The organism is Dokdonella soli (genome assembly GCF_039523175.1).
GTDB lineage: Bacteria > Pseudomonadota > Gammaproteobacteria > Xanthomonadales > Rhodanobacteraceae > Dokdonella_A > Dokdonella_A soli.
This window is the reverse complement of record NZ_BAAAEU010000027.1, coordinates 1-23,569: the sequence shown is the minus strand read 5'-3', so window position 1 is coordinate 23,569 and position 23,569 is coordinate 1. Positions and strand designations below refer to the sequence as shown.

Sequence of the window (23,569 nt, the reverse complement as noted above, 5' to 3'; positions counted from 1 at the left end):
GCCAGCGGGAGCCACGGCAGCAGCGATGTTTTGTCCGTCCGGCTGATGCGGCATCGCGCCTTCCGGTGCTCCCACACCACGTGCCGCGAATCCTCTGCCTGCGACATCGGCGGCAGTTCCTGCGACAAACGGTAACCGCTATCCTTGCGAGGCTTCATCAAGGGTCGGCAGGCACCGGCCCTTCTTCATTTGGAACCCGATGAAACGTCTGCGCTCCCTGCTTCCTCTGCTCATCCTCATTGCGCTCGGCATCGCGCTGGTCGCATCGGGTGCGCTCAAGCATTTCGACCCACACAACATCGCACGCGAGCAGGCGGACCTGCACGCCGAAATCAGCGCGCATCCGCTCTTCGCCGCGCTGATCCAGATCGGCCTGATGACCATGGCAATCGCGACCGGCATCCCCGGCGCGATCGTGATCGTGCTGGCCGGCGGCATGCTGTTCGGCATCGTCGCGGGCACCACGCTCTCGGCGATCGGTACCACGCTCGGCGCGCTGATCCTGTTTCTCGCCAGCCGCTCGGCCTTCAGCCATGGCAGCGGAGAGCCGCCCGCTCTGGTCGCGAAACTGCGCTCCGGCTACCACGCCTACCCGGTCAGCTTCGCGATGTTCATGCGCCTGGTGCCGTTCTTCCCGTTCGGCGGGGTCACCGTCGCGCTGGCCTGGCTGCGCTGCCCGCTGTGGCTGTTCCTGATGGCGACCGCGACCGGCGGCACGGTGATGATCGCGTTCGAGACCGCGCTCGGCGCCGGCCTGACCGAGACGATCGCGCGCGAGGGCACTATTTCGCTGAACATCTTCGCGCATCGCCGCGTGCTGCTGCCGCTGCTCGGCATGGCCGTGCTAGCGCTGGCGCCGATCGTGCTGGCCCAACTGCGGCGACTGTCGCGCGCGAAGGCTGAAGGCTGAAGGCTGGAGACGGCTTCATTGTTTCGTCGTCCCGGCGAAAGCCGGGACCCAGTGCCATTCATGTCCTCGCGAAGACGCTGGGTCCCGGCTTTCGCCGGGACGACGAGTGGTATTTTTTCCCGCGTCCCCGCACGCCGCACCCCCGTGGCTTTTTCAGCCCTCCAGCCCTGCCCTCGCATTGAGCCCGCTCGCAGCGTTCGGCTATGCTGCCGCGCTGTCCGCAAGCCCCTTCCGCAGCAGCCTCCGAGGAACCCCGTTGAGTCTCACTCCGCCACCCGTCGTGCGCAAATCGTTCTGGCGCGCACTCGCTCTGACCCTGCTGGTGGCGGCGCTCAACGTCGGACTGTGGGCGTTCCTGAACCGGCCCGTGCACATTGCGGACTGGCATGGCGAAGTGGCCGGCTTCGCGTTCAATCCCTTCCAGCGCTACCAGGATCCGACCCAGCAGATTTACCCCAGCGAGCCTGAGCTGGATGGCGATATCCGCCTGCTCTCGCAGTACACCAAGCGGCTGCGCACGTATTCCTCGGTGGAGAACCCGCAGATCCCGCGCATCGCCAAGTTTTATGGCCTGCGCGTGATGGCCGGCGCGTGGATCGAAGGCCGCGCCGAACGCAACGAACGCGAACTCGCCGCACTGATCGCGCTGGCGCGCAAGAACGACAACATCGACCGCGTGATCGTCGGCAACGAGGTGATCCTGCGCGGCGACATCGGCGTCAAGGACCTGATCGGCTACATCGACCGCGCGCGCGCGCAGCTGAAGGTGCCGGTCTCGACCGCCGAACCGCTCGATACCTGGCAGCGCCACCCTGAACTCGCACAGCACGTCGACTTCATCACCGTGCATATCCTGCCGTATTGGGAAAAAGTACCGCGCAAGGACGCCGTTGCCTTCGTGCTCGGCCAGTACCGCGAACTGCAGAAACTGTTCCCCAACAAACCCGTCGTGATCGGCGAAGTCGGCTGGCCGTCGAACGGCAACCGGCGCGAATACGCGCAGCCTTCTCTCGCCGACGAAGCGCACTTCCTGCGCGACTGGTTCAACGTCGCCGCCGGCAACAAGATCGACTACTACGTGATGGAAGCGATCGACCAGCCGTGGAAAGAAAAGCTCGCCGGCCGCGTCGAATCGTACTGGGGCGTGTTCAACGCGAGCCGCCAGCAGAAATTCTCGTTTACCGGTACCGTGATCGAAGATCCGAACTGGCCGTGGAAGGCGGGCGCCGCCTCGCTGCTCGCGCTGCTGCCGATGTTCTGGTTTGCGCGCCACTTCATCCGCTTCCGTGCGCTCGGCCTCGCGTTCTTCCTCGTGCTGGTGCAGTTGTCCGCGTCGATCCTGGTGTGGATGGCGACCCTGCCCTACGACTTCTACCTGAGTCCGTTCGACTGGGCGATGCTGGTCCTGCTGTTCCCGGCGCAGTTCGCGATCATCCTGATCCTGCTGATCAACGGCTTCGAGTTCACCGAGGTGCTGTGGCGGCCGTACTGGCTGCGCGAGTTCAAGCCGCTGACGCCGAAGCCCGGCGATCCGCAGCCGTTCGTGTCGATCCATCTCGCCTGCTACAACGAGCCGCCGGAGATGGTGATCCTGACGCTCGATTCGCTGGCTGCGCTCGACTACGAGAATTACGAGGTCATCGTCCTCGACAACAACACGAAGAACCCGGACGTCTGGAAGCCGGTCGAAGCCCATTGCGAAAAACTCGGCGCGAAATTCCGCTTCTACCACCTCGAACCCTGGCCCGGCTTCAAGGCCGGCGCGCTGAACTACGGACTCGAAGTGACCGATCCGCGCGCCGAAGTCGTCGCCGTCGTCGATGCCGACTACGAAGTACGCAGCGACTGGCTGCGTGCGCTGACCGGCTACTTCGCCGATCCGAAGGTCGCCGTCGTGCAGTGCCCGCAGGCGCACCGCGAGTGGGAGCACAACCCGTTCCGTCGCATGACGAACTGGGAATACGACGGCTTCTTCCGTATCGGCATGCACCATCGCAACGAGCGCAACGCGATCATCCAGCACGGCACGATGACGATGGTGCGCAAGGACGTGCTCGCCAACACCGGCGCGTGGTCGGAATGGACGATCTGCGAGGACGCCGAACTCGGCCTGCGCCTGATGAAGGCCGGCTACGAGCTCGTCTACGTCGACGAATTGATGGGCAAGGGCCTGACCCCGGCCGACTTCAAGGCGTACAAATCACAGCGCTACCGCTGGGCGTTCGGCGCGATGCAGATCATGAAGGCGCGCTGGAGCTGGATGGTCTCGAAGACTTCCACGCTGACGCGCGGCCAGCGCTTCCACTTCCTGACCGGCTGGTTCTCGTGGTTCGGCGACGCGCTGCACCTCGTGTTCACCTTGATGGCGATGCTCTGGACGCTCGGCATGGTGCTCGCACCGCGCTGGTTCACCTTGCCGATGTATCTGTTCCTGGTGCCGCTGATCGGTTTCTTCATCTTCAAGGCCGCGTTCGGGATCATCCTCTACCGCGTGCGCGTGCCGTGTTCGTGGAAGGACACGCTGATGGCCTCGGTCGCGAGCATGGGCCTGTCGCACGCGATCGCGCGCGGCATCTACGAAGGTCTGTGGCGCAAGAAGGGCGAATTCATCCGCACCGCCAAGAGCCGCCGCATCGGCGCGAAACCGAACCCGTTCACCTCGGTCAGCGAGGAAGGGCTCCTGTTCGCCGCGCTCATCGCCTGCGTCGTCGGCATGATCAACTCGACCGGCATCAACTACATCGAGGGCCGCCTGTGGATCGCGATCCTCGCCGCGCAGGCGATTCCGTACGGATCGGCGCTGATCGGCGCGTGGGTCGCGCATCGGTCGGGGGATGCAGTGGGGTGATTCCACTCCGCAGCGCTGTGTTACACCCCATTTCCGAGGTGATGAACATTACGCCCTCGATTCCGAGAGGCGGTTATCTCATGCCGATCATGCGTGCGTGCGTCGAAGCGCTTGATTCGCTGGAGAGTTCGCGGCTTGACGCGGCGACCATGCGACCTGAACGTCAGGCGCTACACCCCGGATTCGGGGTCTACTTGTAGTTGGCCAAAAATTGGAGCGGGTCCTCTACGCACTTAACGAACAGGAATTCTCATGGGCAAGGTTTTCAAGATCATTGGCGTTGTTCTAATCCTGATCCTTGTTCCAAAAATCATTATGAAGGTGATGGGACCAAAAGAATCCGGCCCAAATAGCCAAATTGACTCGATGGTTAAAGAAATAAACGCCAACTTGCCCAAAGACCTCGGATCTGGAGCAACTCTTACGAAGGCGGATTTCGACGGACGCGCTCTGCGCTACTTTTACACCTTGGATACACGTTCCGGTTTCACAATTGATCAAAAGGACAAATACGAGGGAAATTTGCGCAACATCGCCTGCGGATCCATGAAGCCGGTGCTGGACCAAGGCTTCAACGTAGATTTTCAAACCACATACTCGGAATCAGGCACCCCCAAAAGCTTTGATACATCAATTCAGCCGAGCAAATGTTTATAGTTTCAACAAGGCGCTCCAGCAGAACGTTAACTCGCCGGTGCTCGTTAACGTCCGCTGAGCTTGGTCGTTAGCCAAGGTAAAGAGGCTCATTCCATGCGTTGCCTAGCGATCGTCGTCTTCCTATCCCTGCTTCCTGGTCGGATCCAGCACGGTAGGTTGGGGTGAGCCAGCGAACCCCAACGCATCGCTCCATCGATGTTGGGCATCGCTACGCTCAGCCCAACCTGCGCAAACGCAAGCAAGTGCAAGAAGGAGATGGGGTGATTGAAGCCGAACACATCGTGATCCGCCCCGTTCGTCGCGAAGACTTCACCGCCTGGAACAGGCTTTGGGATGGCTACAACGCGTTCTACGGTCGCGCAGGCGCAACCGGGTTGCCAGCGGAAATCACGCAGACGACCTGGTCGCGCTTCTTCGACGGCTATGAACCCATGCATGCGCTGGTCGCGGAGAGCGGCGGCAACCTGCTGGGCCTCGCCCACTTTCTTTTCCATCGCAGTACGATCCAGCTCGGACCCACCTGCTATCTGCACGACCTGTTCACCGTCGAGGCCGCGCGAGGCAAGGGAGTCGGCCGCGCGCTGATCGAGGCGGTGTACGAACACGCGAAGGCCGCGGGTTCGAGTCGCGTCTACTGGCAGACGCACGAGACGAACACGACCGCGATGCGGTTGTACGACAAGATCGCCGAACGATCGGGGTTCGTCGTCTACCGCAAGGCGGTGTGACCCGTTGGCATCGGAACGACGCGTCTTCTGCTCCCTCTCCCCCAACGGCTCCATCGTTGGGGGAGAGGGTTGGGGTGAGGGGGCGGAGCTCCATGCAAGGCACGCCATCGCTGTATGCAGAGATCTTCATCGAAGCGCTCCTGCTTGTGGATACGTGCGGAAATCGCGGCTCCGTCGGGGTTTGCGGGCTCGCCCCCTCACCCAACCCTCTCCCCCAAGCAGGGCTTGGGGGAGAGGGCATCGAATGCCGCCACGCTGCTGCGAAACGTGGGTAACCTCCGGGTTGATCAGGTGCGCGGGAGGCAGAAAGCAATGACAACCGGTCGAAAAAAGGAATCTCCATGAACGTGAAAGACAGCAATGGCAACCCGCTCGCCGACGGCGACTCGGTGACGGTCATCAAGGACCTGAAGGTGAAAGGCACTTCGGTCACGCTGAAGCGCGGCACGATGATCAAGAACATCCGCCTCACCGATGACGAGGAAGAGATCGAATGCAACGCGGAGAAGGTCAAGGGCCTCGTGCTCAAGACCTGTTTTCTGAAGAAGGCTTGAGTTGGCGGCGATAAACCCGGTGGATACCGCCGAGGTACGAACACACCATCCCCACCCTCCTCTTTAAGGAGAGGGCTTAAGCGGGCGTAGGTTGGGGTGAGCTTGCGAACCCCAACATCGGTCGCCACCCAGTTGGGCATCGCTACGCTCAGCCCAACCTACATGCTGGCGCGAACACGAAACGCTCGCTTGACGAGCAACACAGTTACTCAGTGCGAACGGCCTGCCGAGGCTATTTCCAGTATCCTGCCTCGCCGATTGACCTTCTCCTGCGGAGGCCGCGATGAACCTCGCGAATGCACGAGTCGCCCAGCTGCTGGTCCCGGTCGCAGACTTCGAGCAGGGGATCGCGTTCTACCGCGACGTGCTCGGCATCCCGTTCCTGTTCGCGGCGCCGCCGCAGATGGCGTTCTTCGATTGCGGCGGCGTGCGTCTGCTGGTCGGCGTGATGCCGCCGGGACAGGCCGCGCAACGCGGTTCGGCGATCTACTTCCAGGTGCCGGATATCCACGCGGTGTTCGCGTCGCTCAAGGACAAAGGCGTCGCCTTCAAGGCGGAACCGCACATCGTGCACCGCACGCCGACGTCGGAACTTTGGCTCGCCGAGTTCACCGACCTCGACGGCAACCAGCTCGCACTGATGGGCGAGACCCCACTCCAGGCCGGCTGAATTCCGCGGCCAGCGCGAATCGCGATAACGAACGTACTGTGGTCCAATCAACGGAGGGAGTCATGCCAGGCAATGCCGGTGTCATCTGGATCAAGCTCGCCACGATCTATTTCGTGATCGGCGTCGGCTGGGGCATCTACATGGGCGCCTCCGGCGACCATTCGCTGTTCCCGGTGCATGCCCACATCAATCTGCTCGGCTGGGTCTCTCTCGCGCTGATCGGCCTGATTTATCGTCAGTTCCCCGGACTCGCGACCACGCGGCTCGCTAAGATCCAGTTCTGGCTGTACAACCTGCCGCTGCCGTTCCTGCTGCTGGCGCTCACCGGCCTGCTGCGCGGCAATACCGCATTGGAACCCGTCGTCGGCATCGGTTCCGCGATCGTCGGCGTGGCCGTCGTGCTGTTCGCGGTGAACATCTTCCGGAACCTGAAGGCGCCGGCGAGCTGATCGCACGCGCGGAGTGATGGCGCGCGCGCCGTGTCCTGAACGCGTCGCGCGCGCTCAGGACTTGCTGAACGGATTGCGCAACTTGCCGAACAGCGAGCCGGATTTCGCGGGTTTGTCGTCGTGGCGGCGCGCGCGCGGCTGCCATTCGATCAGGCCGATCGCATCGTAGGCGTTGACGAGGTCGAATACGTCCGCCATGGGCGCGCCGGCCGCGCTCGCGATCTCGTGCAGGCGCGTCGGCTGCAGCATCGCCGGACCGATACGCGCGTACTTGCCGAACTCCTTCTCGACCTCAAGCGAGTGCTTGAGTCGGTAGGTGCCGCCGGGATCGAGGTGGCGCGCGAGCTCGCCCCCCGAATGCAGCAGCACGTGCAGCCAGACGAGTCGCGCGTACGAGTGCGACTGCTGTTCCTCACGCGCCTCGGCCAGTTCCGCGCTGGTCAGCGGCTGCCAGTCGCACAGGCGCCAGCGCGCGCGGCAATACGGTTCGAGCGCGCCCAGCCCGACCACTGCGTGCGCGACCTTGTTCTTCGGATCCAGGGTCAGCGCCGGCGCACCGGGCAGCACATAGCGCGCCGGCATGCGCACCAGATCGCCCTCGAGGTACTCACGCAGCTCGCGCGGCGCGGTGTCCTCGAGCATGCTCTCGCGCGTCGCATACTTGCGTCCAAGCACGGTTGCGGCAGGAGGCGCAGGCGGCTCGCCATCGGTTTTGCGCAGCTCCGCCGGCTCGTGACGCAGGACATCGTCGAGCCCCGCCACCGGCGCCTCGTCGTCGATGGAACGTGCCGGCGTGGCCTCCTCGCCGATATCGCGCGTGTAGAAGTCGGCAGTGTGCGCGCCGATCTTCTCGCAGTGCACAACGGCGCGCGCCGCGGTATTCAGCACATCGATGACATTTGCGCGCAGCAGCGGGCGGCGCAGCAGCAGGTCGCCATCGTGGACCGGCTGGTCGGAAAACACCGCGAAGCGGATGCCGGATCCCTGCGCACGCGCACGTGCCATCTGGCCGGCGAGCGAACCGGTATCGACGACGATGAGGTCCGGGGCATCCTCGTCGCCCCAGCGCCAAGGTACCTCGAGCTGGTCGGCGCAGGCGTGCACGAGCCGGCGCAGGTGCGCGATTTCGTTCTCGGACAGACCGATTGCGGCGATCGTCTTCTCACGGCTCATGGGCGGTCACCACGGCTGGGTTCGTCGATACTTAATCCTGCAGGCTTCATGCCAGTCAAGCACTAGGGCCGTCGACGCCGCGGCTTCCCCGGAGGCAGCGCCTACGCCTTCTTCTTGCCGCGGCGTGCGGTGGGTGCCGTGGCAGCCTTCGGCTTGCGCTTGGGCTTCAGCAGGGTGCCGGTGCAGTTCTTCGCACCGCAGCGGCAGGCCCAGATCGCCTTCAGGCGCGGGGTCAGGCGTTCCTCGAGGACGATTCCATAATCATAGGTGAGTTCCTCGCCCTCGCGCAGCGGGCGCAATGTCTCGATCAGCACACGGTCCTTGCGCGAATTGCCGCCTTCGTTCTCCTCGAGCAGTGCGCGGCAGTTCGGCGTGCAGCTGTGGTTGATCCAGCGTGCGATGTTCCCTTCGCTCGTCGCATCGATCACGTACTTGTCGTTCAGCGTGAACAGGAACGTGTGGCCGCTGTCACTGGTGTTCGCGTAGAGGCGGTCGGCCTGCGCGTGGGTCAGGCGCTTGCCACGGTATTCGATGAGTTCGATCCCGGCCGGGATGTCGGTGAGGGCGAAGACACCGTTGCCGTGGATCGGCGAACGGCGCGCGGCGATGCGTTTGGGCATGGAAGAAACAAGGAAGTGGAGTTGGACCGCACATCATATCGCGTTCCATGCATGCGGCTGCGCCGGCGCGCGCCATTCCGGGACCGGTTCGTGCGAGCACCGGCACAACGAGATGCCGGCATCGTGCTAGTTTGCGCGGACGGAAATCCAACCCCACCTCGACGAGTCCGCGATGTCACGTCTGCGCCCTGCCCTGATCCTCGCCGGCCTGCTGGCCCTGTGTTTCGCCAGTTCCGCATTGGCGCGGCATTCGCACTCCTCGCGTTCGCGCGAGGCGCAGTCGAACAGCGACACCGTTGTCGGCCAGTACGACTACTACGTGATGGCGCTGTCGTGGTCACCGACGTTCTGCGAAACGCATCCCGACGAGGAGGACCAGTGCGGCCACAAGGGTTACGGCTTCGTGCTGCATGGCCTGTGGCCGCAGTACGAGAACGGCGGCGGGCCGCAGCGCTGCGTGAGCGACGCCGAGCCGGATGGCAAGACCGTCGCCGAGGCGCTCGCGTTCATGCCGAGCAAGCGCCTGATCAACCACGAATGGCATACGCATGGCGCCTGCACCGGCCTCGATCCGGCCGGCTACTTCAATGCCGCCGATCGCGCGTTCGCGGCCGTGCATGTGCCGCCCGAGCTGAAGGCGCCACAAAGCGCGATGCAGACCACCGCCGACGACCTGCGCGACGCGCTGAAACGCGCGAATCCCGGACTCGCTGATGACATGCTGAGCCTGCACTGCAGCCAGGGCGAACTCGTCGAGGTGCGCGTGTGCCTGGACAAGAACCTCGCACTGCGCAGCTGCGGTCGGCGCATGCGCACGGGTTGCCCGTTGTCAGCGCCGTTCAGCATTCCGGCGACGCGCTGAGCGCAGCGGCCGAACTCGATACGCATCGATGGAGATCGCGGCCTTGCAGGAGCGGCTTCAGCCGCGATGCTCTGCTTTCAATTGCCCAAGAAGCATCGCGGCTGAAGCCGCTCCTACGGGAGATGGAAGCTGCGAAAGGTGGCCGTCCGTGGCCGGTCGGGATGATCCCGATGTTCCGAATCGAATCCGCTGATCAGCGGTGATCGCCGAACGTGTAGGCCACGCTCAACCAGTAGGAACGCGCCGGCATGCGATAGAACTGCTCGATGCCGCGCTCGCTGCCGGCGACCGCGTCGCGGCGATCGCTGAGGTTGTAGCCGTCCAGACGCACTTCCCAGGCGGCGAGGCGATAGCCGACGCCTGCGTCGAATGTCGTATAGGCGCCCGCACGCGCGGTGTTCCGCCGATCGAGGAAATGGGCGCCGTTGTAGGACGCCACACCGTAGGCGCGAAGACCTTCGGCGGGCGCATACGTCAGACCCACGCTGCCCAGGTGCTGCGGTGACAATTCGAGCAGGTTGCCCTTGAGCTGCACCTGCGTATCGCCGAACAGCCGCACATAGTCGCCGAAGCGGGCGTCGTGGTACGCGTAGGTGCCGACCAGGCTCAGGTCGTTGTTGAACCGATAGCGCCCGTCCAGTTCGACGCCCTTGAAGCGTTCCTTGCCGGCATTGGTAAGGCTGGGCAGGCCATTCACGGCTTGCGCGACGACGAGGTTGTTGAAGTTCATCTGGAAGACCGACAGGTCCCAATCCAGGCGTCCGTCAAAGTGCTGCCCCTTGAGTCCGGCTTCCGCGCTGCGAGCGGTTTCCGGCCGCAGGATGCCGCCTTCCGATTCCGGACCGAAGTCGATCACCGCCGGCTTGAACGTGTTGCGATAGTTCGCGTAGGCGGTGATCTGATCGTGCCCGTCCTGCCACAAGCGGTAGCTGGTACCGAGCGCGCCCGCCCAGCGATTGTCGCTGCGCTGCACGGATCCGTTCTGGTCCTCGACCGGGGTCGGCCCGGTGTTGTCGATGTGCGTGGCATCGCGGACTTCGTGCGTGTGGTTGAAACGCACACCCGCGTTGACCCGCCATGCATCGGTCAGCACGTAGTTCAGCTCGGTGTACAGGCCGGCGAAATTGCGCTTGTCGCCCACATGCGTGAACTCGTCGATATGCGGCGATTGCCAATCCGGCGCATTGCTGCCGTTCGGGAACACCGGATACTCGAAGTTGCCGCTGTGCTGGGCGCCCTTGCCGTACAGGTAGTCGAAGCCCCAGACGAGGGTGGCGTGCTCGGAAAGCTCGGTGGCGATGTGGCTGTCGAGATAGACGTCGGTCTTGTGCACGCCTTGCTGGAAGCCGTCGGCGTTGTGGGTCACGCCGTCGTCGGCGAAGTCCTGACGCAGGAAACCGCGTGCGTTGTCGTCGTTGGTGGCCGCCACCGCAAGCCGCGTGCTCCATTCACCGAGGCTCGTCGGCAGCACATAGCCGAGTGCCAGCTGGGTGCGGTTCTCGTTGTTCTTCGCGCCGCGCGGATTGTCGTTCGCGTCCAACGGCACGCGCGGCGACAACACGCCGTTCTCGACCGGGTGCGGGCTGCCCGGGTCCTGGCGCACCAGGGTGGCGTCGAAATCGAGGCTGAACTCGCCGCCGCCGACATTGCCGGCGCCGCGGTACAGCAGATGCGCGCGATCGAAATTCGTGCGATCCCCCGCCAAGCCCCGCTTTTCGCCATCCAGCAGCAGCGACTGCCGCCAAGGCGCGTTGCTGTCGGACAACGGCAACGCCAGCGCAAAGCGTGCACTGCCGCGATTGCCAACGCCCACCTCGACCCGCGCCGGCCCCTGTCCGGCGGCGTAGTGGATCACGTGGATCACGCCGACGAAACTGGTCGCACCGTAGCTCACGGGCGCAGCGCCTTTCAGTACTTCGATGCGCTCGACATTGGCGAGATCGAGACTGACCAGCGCCGGCGTGAAGGCACCGCCCGAGGGCACGCCATCGACCACCAGCAGGAACGCATCGAATTCACGCAGGCCCCACAACGCCGGCACGGCGGACGCTGGGCCGGCATCGCCGCCAGGCGCGATCACGACGCCGGCAACCAACGACAATGCAGTGCGCAGGTCGTTCGCGCCGCGAGCGCGCAAATCCTCGCCAGTGACGATGCTGACATTCGCGGCGGTGTCACTCAGTGCGACGGGAATTTTCGAGGTGGTGACCTGGACGGGTTCCAGTGTCTGTGCATCATCCGCGTAGCTCGACGCGGAAACGGTAAACAACGCAACGGTGAAAGCAGCGCCGATCACTCGGCGACGCGGCATGGGGGACAGCATCGGTTTTCTCCCGGGACAAGAATTTAACGAATTCCCCAATTGGAGAGTCTGGGACGTGGGCGCCAGCCGCATAACGGCTTTGCGACGCATGGCATATCCGCCTTCAGGCTGAGTCACCGAAGCGGAACGCAGGCGTGCCGCGCAGGTATGCTTGGCGCTTTCGCCGAACGCGCACAGCCTCGATGACCGTTCTCCGTCCGCAACTACGCGGTCTCGTCTCCAAGCTCGCGTTGTTCTACGTGCTGCTGTCGCTGCCGACGCTGATCGTGGTCCAGTCGGCGATCCTGCTCTACGAGTTCCACCGGTTCATGGACGGGCTCGCGGCCGGCAGTCTCGACCGCTCCGCCGAACACGGCGCTGCGGAGCTCGCCGCGCAATGGCCGCATCTGCGTGGCGCGGACGGCACGGACCGCGCCGCGTTGCAGATCTGGCTCGATGCATGGGCGCTGCGCCTGCAGCAGCCGCGTGGCGGATTGACCCCGGACCAATCCTATGTGCTGCTCGAGCTCGCCGACGTTCCGCTCGCGGCGGCGATCCTCGCGCCCGATGGACAGGAGCTGGCGCGTTCGCGCGGCGACCGTCACTGGACGCCGGAGCTGCCCAGGCCGGACGAGACGGCCAGCGCTGCAGCATCAGGCGCGACCGCGGTCGCGTTGCCCGGCAGCGAGAGTCCGTACGTCATCCGTCGTGCGGTTGCCCCCCTGCGTACCGCATCCGGTGAGCTGCTCGGCTTGCTGTTCGTCGAGTTGCGCGTGCCGGTGCCTTGGCGGCGACTGCTGTTCGATTCCAGTTTCGAGTCGCCGACCGTGTTCGGATTCCTGATCGTGTTCGGATTGGCCTCGTCGATCTTCCTCGCGGCCTGGGTCACGCGTCGCTTGAACCACATCGCGCGCGCCGCGACCGCGTGGAGCCGCGGCGATTTCTCCGACCGCATCGGCGACCGGTCGCGCGACGAGCTCGGCGGGCTGTCAGCCCTGCTCGATCGCATGGCGCTCGACCTGCGCGGTCTGCTGCGCTCGCGCGCGCAACTGGCGACCCTGGCCGAACGCCAGCGCCTCGCACGCGACCTGCATGACACGGTCAAGCAGAAGGCGTTCGCGCTGAACCTGCAACTGGCGACCGCGCGGCGCGTGCTCGCGGACGCGCCGGGCGCCGATCGGCTCGAGCAGGCTCAGCGACTGAGCCAGCAGATCCAGCAGGAGCTCGCACAGATCCTCGACGAGATGCGCGCATCGGACACCGAGTTGCCGCTCGCCGAGCGCGTGCGCACACGCGCGAACGAATGGGCGCACACCAGCGGCATGCTGCTCGGCTTCGATCTCGAGGATGTGCCGCCGCTGGCCGCGCCGCTCGAGGAATCGCTGCTGCGCATCGTCGACGAGGCACTCTCGAACGTGCTGCGCCATAGTGGCGCGACCCGCGTCGACCTCGTGCTCCGTCGTGAGGCGGAACGCGTGCGCCTCGCGATCAGCGACAATGGCCGCGGCACGCCGGACGAACCGGTGCTCGGGATGGGTCTGCGCAACATGCGCGAGCGCGCGCAAGGCCTGCCGGGCGGTCGCTTCGACATCGACGTGCCGGCCGATCACGGTACGCGCGTGACCGTCAGCTTTCTCGCCGCGGAGATACCGATCCCATGAACGCACAGATCCGCATTGTCATCGCCGACGACCACGTGCTGGTCCGCCAGGGCATCCGTGCGTTCCTCGAGACGCATGCGGACCTGGCGATCGTTGGCGAGGCAGAAGACGCAGCCGGTGCGATGAAGCTGTGCGCCGAGCACCAGCCCGATGTCGCGCTGGTCGACCTGGTCATGCCGGGAGGCGGCATCGAGGCGACGCGCACGATCCGCGTGGCCAGCCCGCACACCCAGGTCGTGCTGCTGACCTCGTTCGAGGACGCCCAGCAGATCGTCGCCGCGGTGCAGGCTGGCGCGCTGTCGTGCATGCTCAAGGACGTCGACGCCGATGCGCTGGCCGACACGCTGCGCAAGGCCGCACGCGGCGAGGCCGTGCTGCATCCGCGCGTCGCCGGCAAGTTGATGGATGCGCTGCGGCGCGGCTCCGAACCCGGCAGCGAAGTGCTGGAAACGCTCAGCCAGCGCGAACGCGAGGTGCTGGCACTGATGGCCGAGGGCCTCAGCAACCAGCACATCGCCGAGCGCCTCGGCATCGGCGAGAAGACCGTGAAGACGCACGTGAGCAACGTGCTCGGCAAGCTCAACGTCAGCGACCGCACGCAGGCCGCGGTCTACGCGTGGAAGAGCGGCATGAAGCAGCGCTGAGGGCGACTCACGCCCTGCGCTGCGGGCGCGCGACTTCGCCCGCCCCCGTACCTCTGAGTGAATTCCCCCACGCCTCCTGAGGGAGACGCCGGATAGTCGCGCCTCGCCTCCAGGCGCAGCGTAACGACGTTCCACTCATCCGCACTGCCGGCGCTACCGGCGGCGTGTGCTTTGCTCTCCTCCGGAGGAAGTCGTTCATGCAGTCGTTCCCTACGCTTCGCAACCCGCTGGCGCTCGCAATCGCCGGTTGCATCCTCAGCGGCACCGCGTTCGCCGATGCCAGCATTCCCGCCGACCTCAGTCAAGCCCTGGCCGCCACTCCGTCGGGCGGCCAGCTCGAAGTCGTGGTCAGCTTCAACAACGGCGCACAACCGGTCAGCGCCGCGCAGATCGCAGCGTTGCGCGCGATCGGCATCACCCGGGCGTTCACGTTCCACTCGCTGCCGATCGCCGGTGCGCTGGCGACACCAGCGCAGATCAGCGCGCTGGCCGCGCGCAGCGACGTCATCTCGATCTTTCCGAACCGCAAGCTGGAGTACTTCAACCAGGAGTCGCGCGAGCAGAGCAGCGTGGCCCGCGCGGAAGCAAATCCCGCTGATTTCGGCCGCGTGCTGCGCTGGTCCGGTTTCGGCGTGACTGCGATGATCAACGACTCCGGCATCGACGCCACACATCTCGACATCAGCTACGGCACCCACGTCGTGCAGAACGTGCAGGGCCTGACCAATCTGAGGGGCCTGCCGCAGAATCTCGTCAGCTCCGCGGGCGGCCCGAACATCCTCCCGGTCACCTACACCGAAGGCCTGCAGGACACCGACACCAGCTCCGGCCATGGCACGCACTGCGCCGGCATCCTCGGCGGCACCGGCGCACGCTCGAACGGTCTCTACGCCGGCGTAGCGCCGGGCGCCGACATCGTCGGCTACGGCTCGGGCGCGGTCATCTCGATCCTCGATTCGATCGGCGGCTTCGACTACGCGATCACCAACCAGTTCCGCTTCCGCTCGCCGATTCGCGTGATCTCGAATTCGTGGGGCACATCAGGCAAGTTCGATCCGACCGATCCGGTCAACCTCGCCAGCTATGAGGCCTACAAGGACGGCATGGTCGTGGCGTTCGCAGCCGGCAACAGCGGCCCTGGCGAAAACACGCACAATCCCTACGCGCAGGCACCCTGGGTCATCTCGGTCGCAGCCGGCGACAAGCACGGCAAGCTCGCCGACTTCTCCTCGCGCGGTGCACGCTTCGAATCCGGCACATTCACGATGGCGGACGGCAAGCAATGGACCTACGTGAACCAGCCGAGCGTCACCGCTCCGGGCGTGGACGTGATCTCGACGCGCACGTTCGGCGGCGCGTTGCCACCGCTCGCCGCGCAGACCGATGCCGCGCTGATCGCACCGCAGTACCTGCCGTTCTACACGACGATGAGCGGCACTTCGATGGCGACACCGCACACCGCCGGCATCTCGGCCCTGCTGCTCGAGGCGAATCCGCGGCTCGGACCGCTGCAGGTCAAGGACCTCCTGCGCCGCACCGCTAGCAATATCCCCGGCTACGAGTCGTGGCAGGACGGCACCGGCTACGTCAACGCCTACGCGGCGCTGATGGAAGCCTCCGGCACGCGCAGCGGCTATGGCAGCACCGTCAATGCGCTGCGCCGCTTCAATGCCGGCGCGGTGGTCGTCGCCGGCGGCACCCAGCCGTTCTCGGTCGACTTCTCTCCGGTCGGTCCGACCGGCGCACAGACTTTCCAGGTCGGCAGTGACATTTCCTGGGTCAATGCCAGCGCGACCCCGCCGACCGGGCAGACGGTCGCCTTGGTGCTGGTCGATCCGGACGGCAAGAGCTACGGCTCGTCGATCGCCCTGCCGGTGCTCGGCGACAGCGTCGCCGTCGGCGCTCCGGGCAAGCCAGGTACCTGGAAGGTCACCGTGCGCGGCATCGGCTCGGTCAGCGGCACCGCGCTCGACCCAGCCCACGTCACCAACGGCTATGCGATCCCGGGCACGGTCGCCGGTACGCTCAGCTTCGCCAAGTCGGGCGGCTATACCGGCCTCAACGACATCGCCGGGCATCCGGCGAGGGGCGCGATCCAGAGCGGCGTCGGACGGCGTCTCGTCGATGGCTACGCCGACAGCAACTTCCATCCGGACGATCTGCTGGTGCGCGGCGACCTTGCCCAGTACCTCGTCATGGGTGCCGGCATCCGCCAGGCGCTTCCGGTCACGCCGAGCTTCACCGATCTGGCCGCCAGCGACAGTCGCTACGCGTTCGCCGAGGCCGCGATCGGATTCGGCGGCGCGCTGAAGGACCGTGCCGGCGTCGCGGCCGGCGTGATGCAGTTGCAAGGCGGCCAGTTCAACGCGACCGGCAATGTGCCGCGCAGCGATCTCGCCTACAGCCTGGTGCAGAGCCTCGGTCAGCAGGCGGTCGCTGCGCCGTACAACGGCGACGTCTACGTGACCTACAACAACCAGCGCCTGAAACTTGACGATTCGGCCAGCATTCCGGCCGACAAGCGCGGCTACGCGCAGCTCGCGATCGACCTCGGCCTGATGAACGTGCGCTACACGCTCACGCAGGGTCCGTTCGATCCGCAACCGGTCATCCACGGCTGGTTCGATCCGGCGCGCAACGTGACGCGCGCCGAGTACGCGGTCTCGGCCGGCCTCCTCGCCGACACCTACAACAAGTAATTGCAGCAATGCATCGAAGCGGCCCGGACACCCCGGGCCGCATTTTTACCTATTCGGTTGAACAGGTAGTCCGGCCCTGATCCGACTGCCATTCACAAACCTTTCCAAGGTGATCGACTCCATGCAGATGTACAGCGAAACCTACCGCAAGCTGGCCGTTGCCATCGCTTGCGCCTTGTCCAGCGGCACCGCCTTGGCCGATGCCCATATCGGCACCGACCTCAGCCGGCAGCTCGCCACGGCCCTGCCGAGCGACCAGCTCGAAGTCGTCGTTACGTTCAACAACGCCAAAGGTCCTGTCACCACCGCCGAACTGGCGGGCGTGCGAGCGCTCGGCATCAACCAAGGACTGGCCTTTCAGGCCTTGCCGATCCTCGGCGCGCTCGCCACGCCGGCGCAGATCAATGCGCTGGCGCGACGCCCCGACGTGCTGTCGATCTTCGCCAACAAGCCGGTCACGCTGTACGACCAGGAATCCCGCGAGATCGCGAGCGCGCAGCAAGCACAGGCGCAGCCAGCCGACTTCGGCCGTACGCTGCCCTGGTCCGGCTTCGGTGTCACCGTGATGGTGAACGACTCCGGCATCGATGCCACGCATCTCGATCTCAGCTACGGCACCAAGATCGTGCAGAACGTGCAGGGCCTGACCAACCTGCGCAGCCAGGGCCAGGCCGCTCCCGCGCCGGCGCCTTCGCTGTCGATCCTTCCGGTGACCTATGTCGAAGGGCAACAGAACACCGACATCAGCTCCGGTCACGGCACCCATTGCGCGGGCATCATTGCAGGCACCGGCGCCCGCTCGAATGGCCTGTATCGCGGCATGGCGCCCGGCGCCCAGCTGGTCGGCTACGGTTCCGGAACCGTCATTGAAGTCATGGACGTGATCGGCGGGTTCGATTACGCGCTGATCAACCAGTTTCGTTTCAACTCGCCGATCCGCGTGATCTCGAACTCGTGGGGCAGCTCGGGGCCGTTCGATCCGACGGACCCGGTGAATGTCGCCAGCTATGCCGCCTACAAGAGCGGCATTGTCTCGGTCTTCGCCGCCGGCAACGACGGCCCGAGCGAGAATTCGCACAATCCCTACGCGCAGGCGCCATGGGTAACCTCGGTCGCGGCGGGGGACAAGCAAGGCAAGCTCGCCGATTTCTCCTCGCGCGGACATCGTTTCGAGAATGGCAGCTTCGTCATGCCCGATGGGCAGTCGTGGACCTACGTCAACGAACCCGCCATCGTCGCCACCGGCGTCGACGTGATCTCCACCCGCGACCCGCTCGGTGCGCTGCCTCCGCTGGCCGCGCAGACCGACGCCAACCTGATCGCGCCTCCTTATCTGCCGTTCTACACGGCGATGAGTGGCACCTCGATGGCGACCCCGAACACGGCCGGCGTCGTCGCCCTGCTGCTTGAGGCCAATCCGGCCCTGAAGCCGCTCGAAGTCAAGAATCTGCTTCAGCGCACCGCCACCAACCTCCCGGGTTACGCTGGCTGGGAAGCCGGCGCCGGCCACGTCAATGCGTACGCGGCGCTGATGGAAGCCTCCGGCAATCGTCGCGGCTACGGCAGCACGGTCAATAGCCTGCATACGTTCAACAGCAACGCGGTGGTCACTTCCGGCGGCATCTTGCCGTTCAAGTTCGACTACTCCCCAACGGGCACGACGGGTTCGCAGACCTTCACTGTCACCAAGGACACCGCCTGGGTGATCGCGCACAGTTCGGTCGACACCAACACCTTGGTGCTGCAGCTGATCGATCCCGATGGCAAGGTCTACAAATCCAGCTTCACCTATCCGGTGCTCGGCTCCAACGCATCGGTGAGCGCGCCGGCCAAGCCGGGCACCTGGACCGTGACCGCCAAGGGCTTCGCGGGTGTCGGCGTTCCGACGGGCCTGCCGAACGGTCCCGGCTCGGTGACCGGCACGATCTCGCTCATCAACAGCGGAGCCTACAGCGGCCTCAACGACATCGCGGGGCATCCGGCCCAAGGCGGCATTCAGTACGCGGTCGCCAAGCACCTCGTCGACGGTCAGGCAGGCGGCAACTTCAGCCCCGACACCGCGCTGACCCGTGGCGATCTCGCACGCTATCTGGTGATGGGCGCCGCCGTGCGTCAGTCCCTGCCGGCAACGCCAAGCTTCGCCGATCTCGCCGTCAGCGATGTCCGTTATCCGTTTGCGGAGGCTGTGATTGCTCACGGGGCGGCGCTCAAGGATCGCGCCGGCGTCAACGAAGGACTGATGCGGTTGGTCAATGGCGCGTTCCTCCCGGATACGGCCGTGCCCCGGGCGGACCTGGCCTACAGCCTGGTCCAAGCGCTCGGCCTGCAGGCGCAGGCGAGCGCCTTCAGCGGCGACGTCAAGGCACTCTACAACGGCAGCCGCATCAAGCTTGACGACTCCGACGCAATCCCGGCTGCAGCCCGCGGCTATGCCCAGCTCGTGATCGACCTCGGCCTGATGAACGTGCGCTACACGCTCACCCAGGGTCCGTTCGATCCGCAGCCGGTCATCCACGCCTGGTTCGATCCGGTCCGCAATGTGACGCGCGCCGAGTACGCGGTTTCGGCCGGCATCCTCGCCGACACCTACAACAAGTAACTGCTTCACGCTTTACGTGACGCCAAGGCGGCCCGGGATTCCGGGCCGCCTGCTTGTCGCACGGACCTGAACCCCTACGCTGGGCGCCAAACGCGAGGCGCTGCCCGGCTCATCAACACGGCGTCGTCTCCGTGAGGGATTTCCCCTGCTCCGCTTGAGGAGTAGGCCCGATTCCCTGCGCCCCTCGCGCGTCCGATGCTGGCGCCGCTGTATCGCAGTACTCAGGGAAAGATGGTGGCGGTGCGCGTCGTTTCCATGCACTCCCTGAGGGGGCAACTCATGCACAGGCTTCACCTTCGCCGCAGCCGATTGGCGCTCGCGATCACCGGTTGCATTCTCAGCGGCGCCGCTTTCGCCAACGCCCACCTCGCCCCCGATCTCGAACAGGCGCTGACCACCGCCGCGCCGGGCGACAAGCTTGAAGTGGTGGTGAGCTTCAACAACATCCACTCGCCGCTCACCTCCGACCAGGTCGCCGCGTTGGGCGCGCTCGGCATCAACCAGGCCTTGACCTTCCAGGCGCTGCCGATCGCCGGCGCGGTGGCGACCCCTGCGCAGATCCGCGCGCTGACCACACGCATGGACGTGCTGTCGATCTATCCGAACAGCCATCTGACGGACTTCAACCAGGAATCGCGCGAGCAATCCAGCGTGGCGCGTACGCAGACGCATCCGGCCGATTTCGGCCGCGTGCTGCCCTACAAGGGCTTTGGCGTCACCGCGATGATCAATGACTCCGGTATCGACGCCACCCATCTCGATCTGACCTACGGCGACCACGTCGTGCAGAACGTGCAGGCGCTCACCAACCTGCACGGGCTGCCGCGGAGCCTGGTCACCGCCCTCGGCGGCCCGGCCGGCATCCTGCCGGTCACCTACGTCGAAGGGCAGCCGAACAGCGACACCAGCTCGGGCCATGGCACCCATTGCGCCGGCATCCTCGGCGGCGCCGGCGCGCGTTCGAGTGGGCTGTACGCCGGCGTGGCGCCGGGTGCGAAGATCGTCGGCTATGGCTCGGGTGCCGTCACCACGATCCTCGATGCGGTTGGCGGTTTCGATTACGCGATCATCAACCAGTTCCGCTTCAACTCGCCGATCCGGGTGATCTCCAACTCGTGGGGCAGCTCGGGCAAGTTCGATCCGACCAATCCGGTCAACCTGGCCAGCTACGAGGCCTACAACGACGGCATGGTCGTGCTGTTCGCCGCCGGCAACAGCGGCCCCGGCGAGGACACGCACAATCCCTACGCACAGGCCCCGTGGGTGATCTCGGTCGCCGCCGGCGACAAGCAGGGCAGGCTCGCCGACTTCTCGTCGCGCGGCCACCGCTACGAGAGCGCCAGCTTCGCCATGCCGGACGGCCAGCGGTGGACCTACGTGAACGAGCCGGCGATCACCGCGCCCGGTGTCGACGTGATCTCCACGCGCGACGTCACCGGCGCGCTGCCACTGCTGGCGGCACAGACGGATCAGAAGTTGATCGCGCCGGCCTACCTGCCGTTCTACACCACCATGAGCGGCACCTCGATGGCGACGCCGCACACGGCCGGCATCACCGCGCTGATCCTCGAAGCGAATCCGAACCTCAATCCGCTGCAGGTCAAGGACCTGCTCCAGCGCACCGCCAGCAACATCCCGGGTCGCGCGTCGTGGGAAGACGGCGCCGGCTACGTCAATGCCTACGTGGCCCTGATGGAGGCTTCGGGCACGCGCGGCGGCTTCGGCAGCACGGTCAACAACCTGCACCGCTTCAATGCCAGCGCGGAGGTCGAACCGGGCGGTACGCTGCCATTCTCCTCGGACGATTTCACACCGGCCGGTCCGGCCGGTTCGCAGACGTTCCAGGTCAGCAGCGACACTGCCTGGGTCAACGCGCGTGCCACGCCACCGGACGGCCAGACCGTCGCGCTGGTGCTGATCGATCCGGACGGCAACCGCTATGGCTCGTCGATCGCGCTGCCGCTACTTGGCTCGTCCGTCGCGGTCGGCGCGCCCGGCAAGCCAGGCCCCTGGACGATCAGCGTGCGCGGCATCGGCTCGATCAGCGGCACGACGCTTGATCCGGCGCATGTCATCACCGGCTTTGCGATCCCCGGCACGGTCAAGGGAACGATCAGCTTCGCCAAGACAAGCGGCTACACCGGCCTCAACGATGTCGCCGGCCATCAGGATCGCGGCGCGATCCAGCATGCCGTCGCCAAGCGCGAGCGCCTGGCCGATGGCGAAGACGACGACAACTTCCATCCGGACGATACGCTGATCCGCGCCGATCTCGCCCAGTACCTGGTGATGGGCGCTGGCGTGCGTCAGTATCTGCCGGTCAAACCGAGCTTCACCGACCTGCAGACGTCGAGCCGGTATTACCCGTTCGCCGAAGCGGCTATCGCATTTGGCGGTGCGCTGAAGGATCGGGCCGGCGTCGCGGCGGGCGTGATGCAGTTGCAGAACGGCCAGTTCAAGCCGAACGGCACGGTGCCGCGCAGCGATCTCGCCTACAGCCTCGTACAGAGTCTCGGTCAGCAGACGCTCGCGACGTCGTACAGCGGTGACGTTTACGTGACCTACAACAACCAGCGCCTGAAACTTGACGATTCGGCCAGCATTCCCGCCGACAAGCGCGGCTACGCGCAGCTCGCGATCGACCTCGGTCTGATGAACGTGCGCTACACGCTCACCCAGGGGCCGTTCGATCCGCAGCCGGTCATCCACGGCTGGTTCGACCCGGCGCGCAACGTGACACGCGCCGAGTACGCGGTCTCGGCCGGCATCCTCGCCGACACCTACAACAAGTAGCGTTTCCGCAATGCGCGACGGCATCTGCTGGGCCGTCGTCGACCTCGGCGCCCGCACCGGCGCAACAGATCATCGGCAACGCCGGCCCGACCCTGGGTGATTTGCAGGCGCGCTGCTGGGGGTTTTCCCCTCTGCCGGACTACGGCTGAAGACCTATACGGTGTGTGCCTGACCGGCCACCTGGATGACGGCAATCCGAACTCAACCGCTGCGCACTTCCAGGAGACCGCAGCGCGGAGATGGTGATGGTGAATCGACCCAAGCTTTCGTATATACCGGCGCTGTTGCTGCTCGCAGCCCCTCCCTTGCTTGCGGCTGGCTCGTTCGGCGGACCCAACGTGACCATGCCGGGTGAGCCTCGCTACCAGAACTTCTACGCGCCCAACGGCACTTCGGCGCAATCGAGCCACGGCGAATTCAATATCGGCTTCGATCCCGCGACCCACCGCATCATGACGATGAATGCCGGGCCGATCTGGCGTCTGACGCCGCCGGAAGTGGTCGACCCCTCAGCCCCGGAGAGCTGCGAGGCGCTCTGGGAAGACAAGTCCAGCATCGTGACCAACACCGGGCTCGATCCGATCCTCTGGACCGACCAGAAGAGCGGCCGCACCTTCGCCTCCAACTCCACCGCCGGTGCGAACGCGGCCTACGCCTACAGCGACAACGACGGCGACTCCTGGATTCCGATCGGCGTGGCCCCGCCCAACGGCGGCGCCGACCACCAAACCATCGGCAGCGGACCGTTCCCGGCATCGCTGTCGATCCTGACGACGCCGCTCAACCAGGGCGAGAACACGCTGTACTGCTCGCAGGACATCGTCGGCCCGGCGATGTGCGCACGCAGCCTCGATCTCGGCGTGACTTGGGGCCCCGGCGTACCGGCCTACACGGGCTTTGGAGCGCAAGGCTGCGGCGGTCTGCACGGCCACGTGCACATTGCGCCGAACGGTACCGCCTGGCTGCCGGTCAACCAATGCAACGCCCGCCAGGGCGGCGCGACCAGCACCGATGCCGGCACGACGTGGAGCGAGTTCGCCGTGAGTGGCAGCCACTCGCAAGTGAACGGCGCCGATCCATCCATCGCGCTCGACAGCGACAGCACCGCATACTACTGCTATGTCAACAACGAGCCGGTCGCCGCGGGCAACCCGCCCGAGGGCCACGTCCACGTCGCAGTCAGCAAGGATGGCGGCCAGACCTGGATCCGCGATGTCGACGTCGGCAAGGCGCTCGGCATCGTCAACGCGGCACACACCGAAGCGGTCGGCGGCAGTTCGGGCCGCGCGGCCTGCGGCTTCCTCGGCACCAACATGCCGGGCGACTACCAGGCGATCAGCTTCCCCGGCGTGTGGTACGCCTTCATCGCCACCACCTACGACGGCGGCCAGACCTGGACC

The 23,569-nt window shown here is 65.6% G+C and carries 16 protein-coding genes and 1 pseudogene; 14 read left to right on the top strand and 3 right to left on the bottom strand.

The window, feature by feature from the left end:
- Positions 1 to 199 precede the first annotated feature (199 nt).
- From ABD002_RS18270 to ABD002_RS18240, 7 genes and pseudogenes are all read left to right on the top strand, one after another.
- Positions 200 to 910 carry a TVP38/TMEM64 family protein gene (locus tag ABD002_RS18270; protein WP_343793791.1) on the top strand — a complete coding sequence of 237 codons (711 nt, stop codon included), beginning with the start codon at positions 200 to 202 and terminating at the stop codon, positions 908 to 910.
- A gap of 256 nt (positions 911 to 1,166) precedes the next feature.
- Entirely contained in the window at positions 1,167 to 3,758 is a 2,592-nt protein-coding gene (locus tag ABD002_RS18265) for a glycosyltransferase (protein WP_343793789.1), read from the top strand.
- Between the two features lie 252 nt (positions 3,759 to 4,010).
- Complete coding sequence (locus ABD002_RS18260) at positions 4,011 to 4,415, top strand: hypothetical protein (RefSeq protein ID WP_343793787.1); 405 nt, start codon at positions 4,011 to 4,013, stop codon at positions 4,413 to 4,415.
- 260 nt (positions 4,416 to 4,675) lie between these two features.
- Positions 4,676 to 5,143: a GNAT family N-acetyltransferase gene (locus ABD002_RS18255; protein WP_343793786.1), complete on the top strand. Its 468-nt coding sequence runs from the start codon at positions 4,676 to 4,678 to the stop codon at positions 5,141 to 5,143.
- Positions 5,144 to 5,490: 347 nt separating this feature from the next.
- A pseudogene (locus ABD002_RS18250) lies at positions 5,491 to 5,697 on the top strand (alkylphosphonate utilization protein); the annotation flags it as partial.
- Positions 5,698 to 5,980: 283 nt separating this feature from the next.
- Positions 5,981 to 6,367 carry a VOC family protein gene (locus ABD002_RS18245; RefSeq protein ID WP_343793784.1) on the top strand — a complete coding sequence of 129 codons (387 nt, stop codon included), beginning with the start codon at positions 5,981 to 5,983 and terminating at the stop codon, positions 6,365 to 6,367.
- A gap of 62 nt (positions 6,368 to 6,429) precedes the next feature.
- Positions 6,430 to 6,816, top strand: a complete 387-nt coding sequence (locus ABD002_RS18240) for a hypothetical protein (protein WP_343793782.1) — start codon at positions 6,430 to 6,432, stop codon at positions 6,814 to 6,816.
- A 54-nt stretch (positions 6,817 to 6,870) separates the two neighbouring features.
- Here ABD002_RS18240 and ABD002_RS18235 read toward each other — a convergent pair whose 3' ends face one another.
- Both ABD002_RS18235 and ABD002_RS18230 read right to left on the bottom strand, forming a co-directional pair.
- Entirely contained in the window at positions 6,871 to 7,989 is a 1,119-nt protein-coding gene (locus ABD002_RS18235; protein ID WP_343793779.1) for a hypothetical protein, read from the bottom strand.
- A 101-nt stretch (positions 7,990 to 8,090) separates the two neighbouring features.
- Positions 8,091 to 8,609: an SET domain-containing protein gene (locus tag ABD002_RS18230; RefSeq protein WP_343793777.1), complete on the bottom strand. Its 519-nt coding sequence runs from the start codon at positions 8,607 to 8,609 to the stop codon at positions 8,091 to 8,093.
- Positions 8,610 to 8,781: 172 nt separating this feature from the next.
- Between ABD002_RS18230 and ABD002_RS18225 the strand changes: the two genes are divergently transcribed.
- Positions 8,782 to 9,471: a ribonuclease T2 family protein gene (locus tag ABD002_RS18225; protein ID WP_343793775.1), complete on the top strand. Its 690-nt coding sequence runs from the start codon at positions 8,782 to 8,784 to the stop codon at positions 9,469 to 9,471.
- A gap of 193 nt (positions 9,472 to 9,664) precedes the next feature.
- Here ABD002_RS18225 and ABD002_RS18220 read toward each other — a convergent pair whose 3' ends face one another.
- Entirely contained in the window at positions 9,665 to 11,794 is a 2,130-nt protein-coding gene (locus ABD002_RS18220) for a TonB-dependent receptor (protein ID WP_343793773.1), read from the bottom strand.
- 182 nt (positions 11,795 to 11,976) lie between these two features.
- Between ABD002_RS18220 and ABD002_RS18215 the strand changes: the two genes are divergently transcribed.
- The 6 genes from ABD002_RS18215 to ABD002_RS18190 form a co-directional block, all read left to right on the top strand.
- Complete coding sequence (locus tag ABD002_RS18215; protein ID WP_343793770.1) at positions 11,977 to 13,434, top strand: sensor histidine kinase; 1,458 nt, start codon at positions 11,977 to 11,979, stop codon at positions 13,432 to 13,434.
- The gene (locus ABD002_RS18210; RefSeq protein ID WP_343793767.1) at positions 13,431 to 14,078 is read left to right on the top strand and encodes a response regulator; all 648 of its coding nucleotides are present in this window, start codon (positions 13,431 to 13,433) and stop codon (positions 14,076 to 14,078) included. Before ABD002_RS18215 ends, ABD002_RS18210 begins: the two co-directional genes overlap by 4 nt.
- A 197-nt stretch (positions 14,079 to 14,275) precedes the next feature.
- Positions 14,276 to 16,777, top strand: a complete 2,502-nt coding sequence (locus tag ABD002_RS18205) for a S8 family serine peptidase (protein ID WP_343793765.1) — start codon at positions 14,276 to 14,278, stop codon at positions 16,775 to 16,777.
- A gap of 121 nt (positions 16,778 to 16,898) precedes the next feature.
- Positions 16,899 to 19,376 (top strand): S8 family serine peptidase, encoded by a 2,478-nt coding sequence (locus ABD002_RS18200; RefSeq protein WP_343793763.1) that lies wholly within the window; start codon positions 16,899 to 16,901, stop codon positions 19,374 to 19,376.
- 279 nt (positions 19,377 to 19,655) lie between these two features.
- Positions 19,656 to 22,169: a S8 family peptidase gene (locus ABD002_RS18195; RefSeq protein WP_343793760.1), complete on the top strand. Its 2,514-nt coding sequence runs from the start codon at positions 19,656 to 19,658 to the stop codon at positions 22,167 to 22,169.
- Positions 22,170 to 22,414: 245 nt separating this feature from the next.
- A partial coding sequence (locus tag ABD002_RS18190; protein ID WP_343793758.1) for a sialidase family protein occupies positions 22,415 to 23,569 on the top strand: 1,155 nt, incomplete at its 3' end.

Excerpts from the sequence above, each read along its gene's own strand:
- ABD002_RS18245 (WP_343793784.1), top strand. The coding sequence starts at position 5,981 with ATGAACCTCGCGAATGCACGAGTCGCCCAGCTGCTGGTCCCGGTCGCA.
- ABD002_RS18230 (WP_343793777.1), bottom strand. The coding sequence starts at position 8,609 with ATGCCCAAACGCATCGCCGCGCGCCGTTCGCCGATCCACGGCAACGGT.
- ABD002_RS18240 (WP_343793782.1), top strand. The coding sequence starts at position 6,430 with ATGCCAGGCAATGCCGGTGTCATCTGGATCAAGCTCGCCACGATCTAT.
- ABD002_RS18270 (WP_343793791.1), top strand. The coding sequence starts at position 200 with ATGAAACGTCTGCGCTCCCTGCTTCCTCTGCTCATCCTCATTGCGCTC.
- ABD002_RS18220 (WP_343793773.1), bottom strand. The coding sequence starts at position 11,794 with ATGCTGTCCCCCATGCCGCGTCGCCGAGTGATCGGCGCTGCTTTCACC.
- ABD002_RS18260 (WP_343793787.1), top strand. The coding sequence starts at position 4,011 with ATGGGCAAGGTTTTCAAGATCATTGGCGTTGTTCTAATCCTGATCCTT.
- ABD002_RS18195 (WP_343793760.1), top strand. The coding sequence starts at position 19,656 with ATGCACAGGCTTCACCTTCGCCGCAGCCGATTGGCGCTCGCGATCACC.
- ABD002_RS18200 (WP_343793763.1), top strand. The coding sequence starts at position 16,899 with ATGCAGATGTACAGCGAAACCTACCGCAAGCTGGCCGTTGCCATCGCT.
- ABD002_RS18210 (WP_343793767.1), top strand. The coding sequence starts at position 13,431 with ATGAACGCACAGATCCGCATTGTCATCGCCGACGACCACGTGCTGGTC.
- ABD002_RS18225 (WP_343793775.1), top strand. The coding sequence starts at position 8,782 with ATGTCACGTCTGCGCCCTGCCCTGATCCTCGCCGGCCTGCTGGCCCTG.
- ABD002_RS18235 (WP_343793779.1), bottom strand. The coding sequence starts at position 7,989 with ATGAGCCGTGAGAAGACGATCGCCGCAATCGGTCTGTCCGAGAACGAA.
- ABD002_RS18215 (WP_343793770.1), top strand. The coding sequence starts at position 11,977 with ATGACCGTTCTCCGTCCGCAACTACGCGGTCTCGTCTCCAAGCTCGCG.
- ABD002_RS18205 (WP_343793765.1), top strand. The coding sequence starts at position 14,276 with ATGCAGTCGTTCCCTACGCTTCGCAACCCGCTGGCGCTCGCAATCGCC.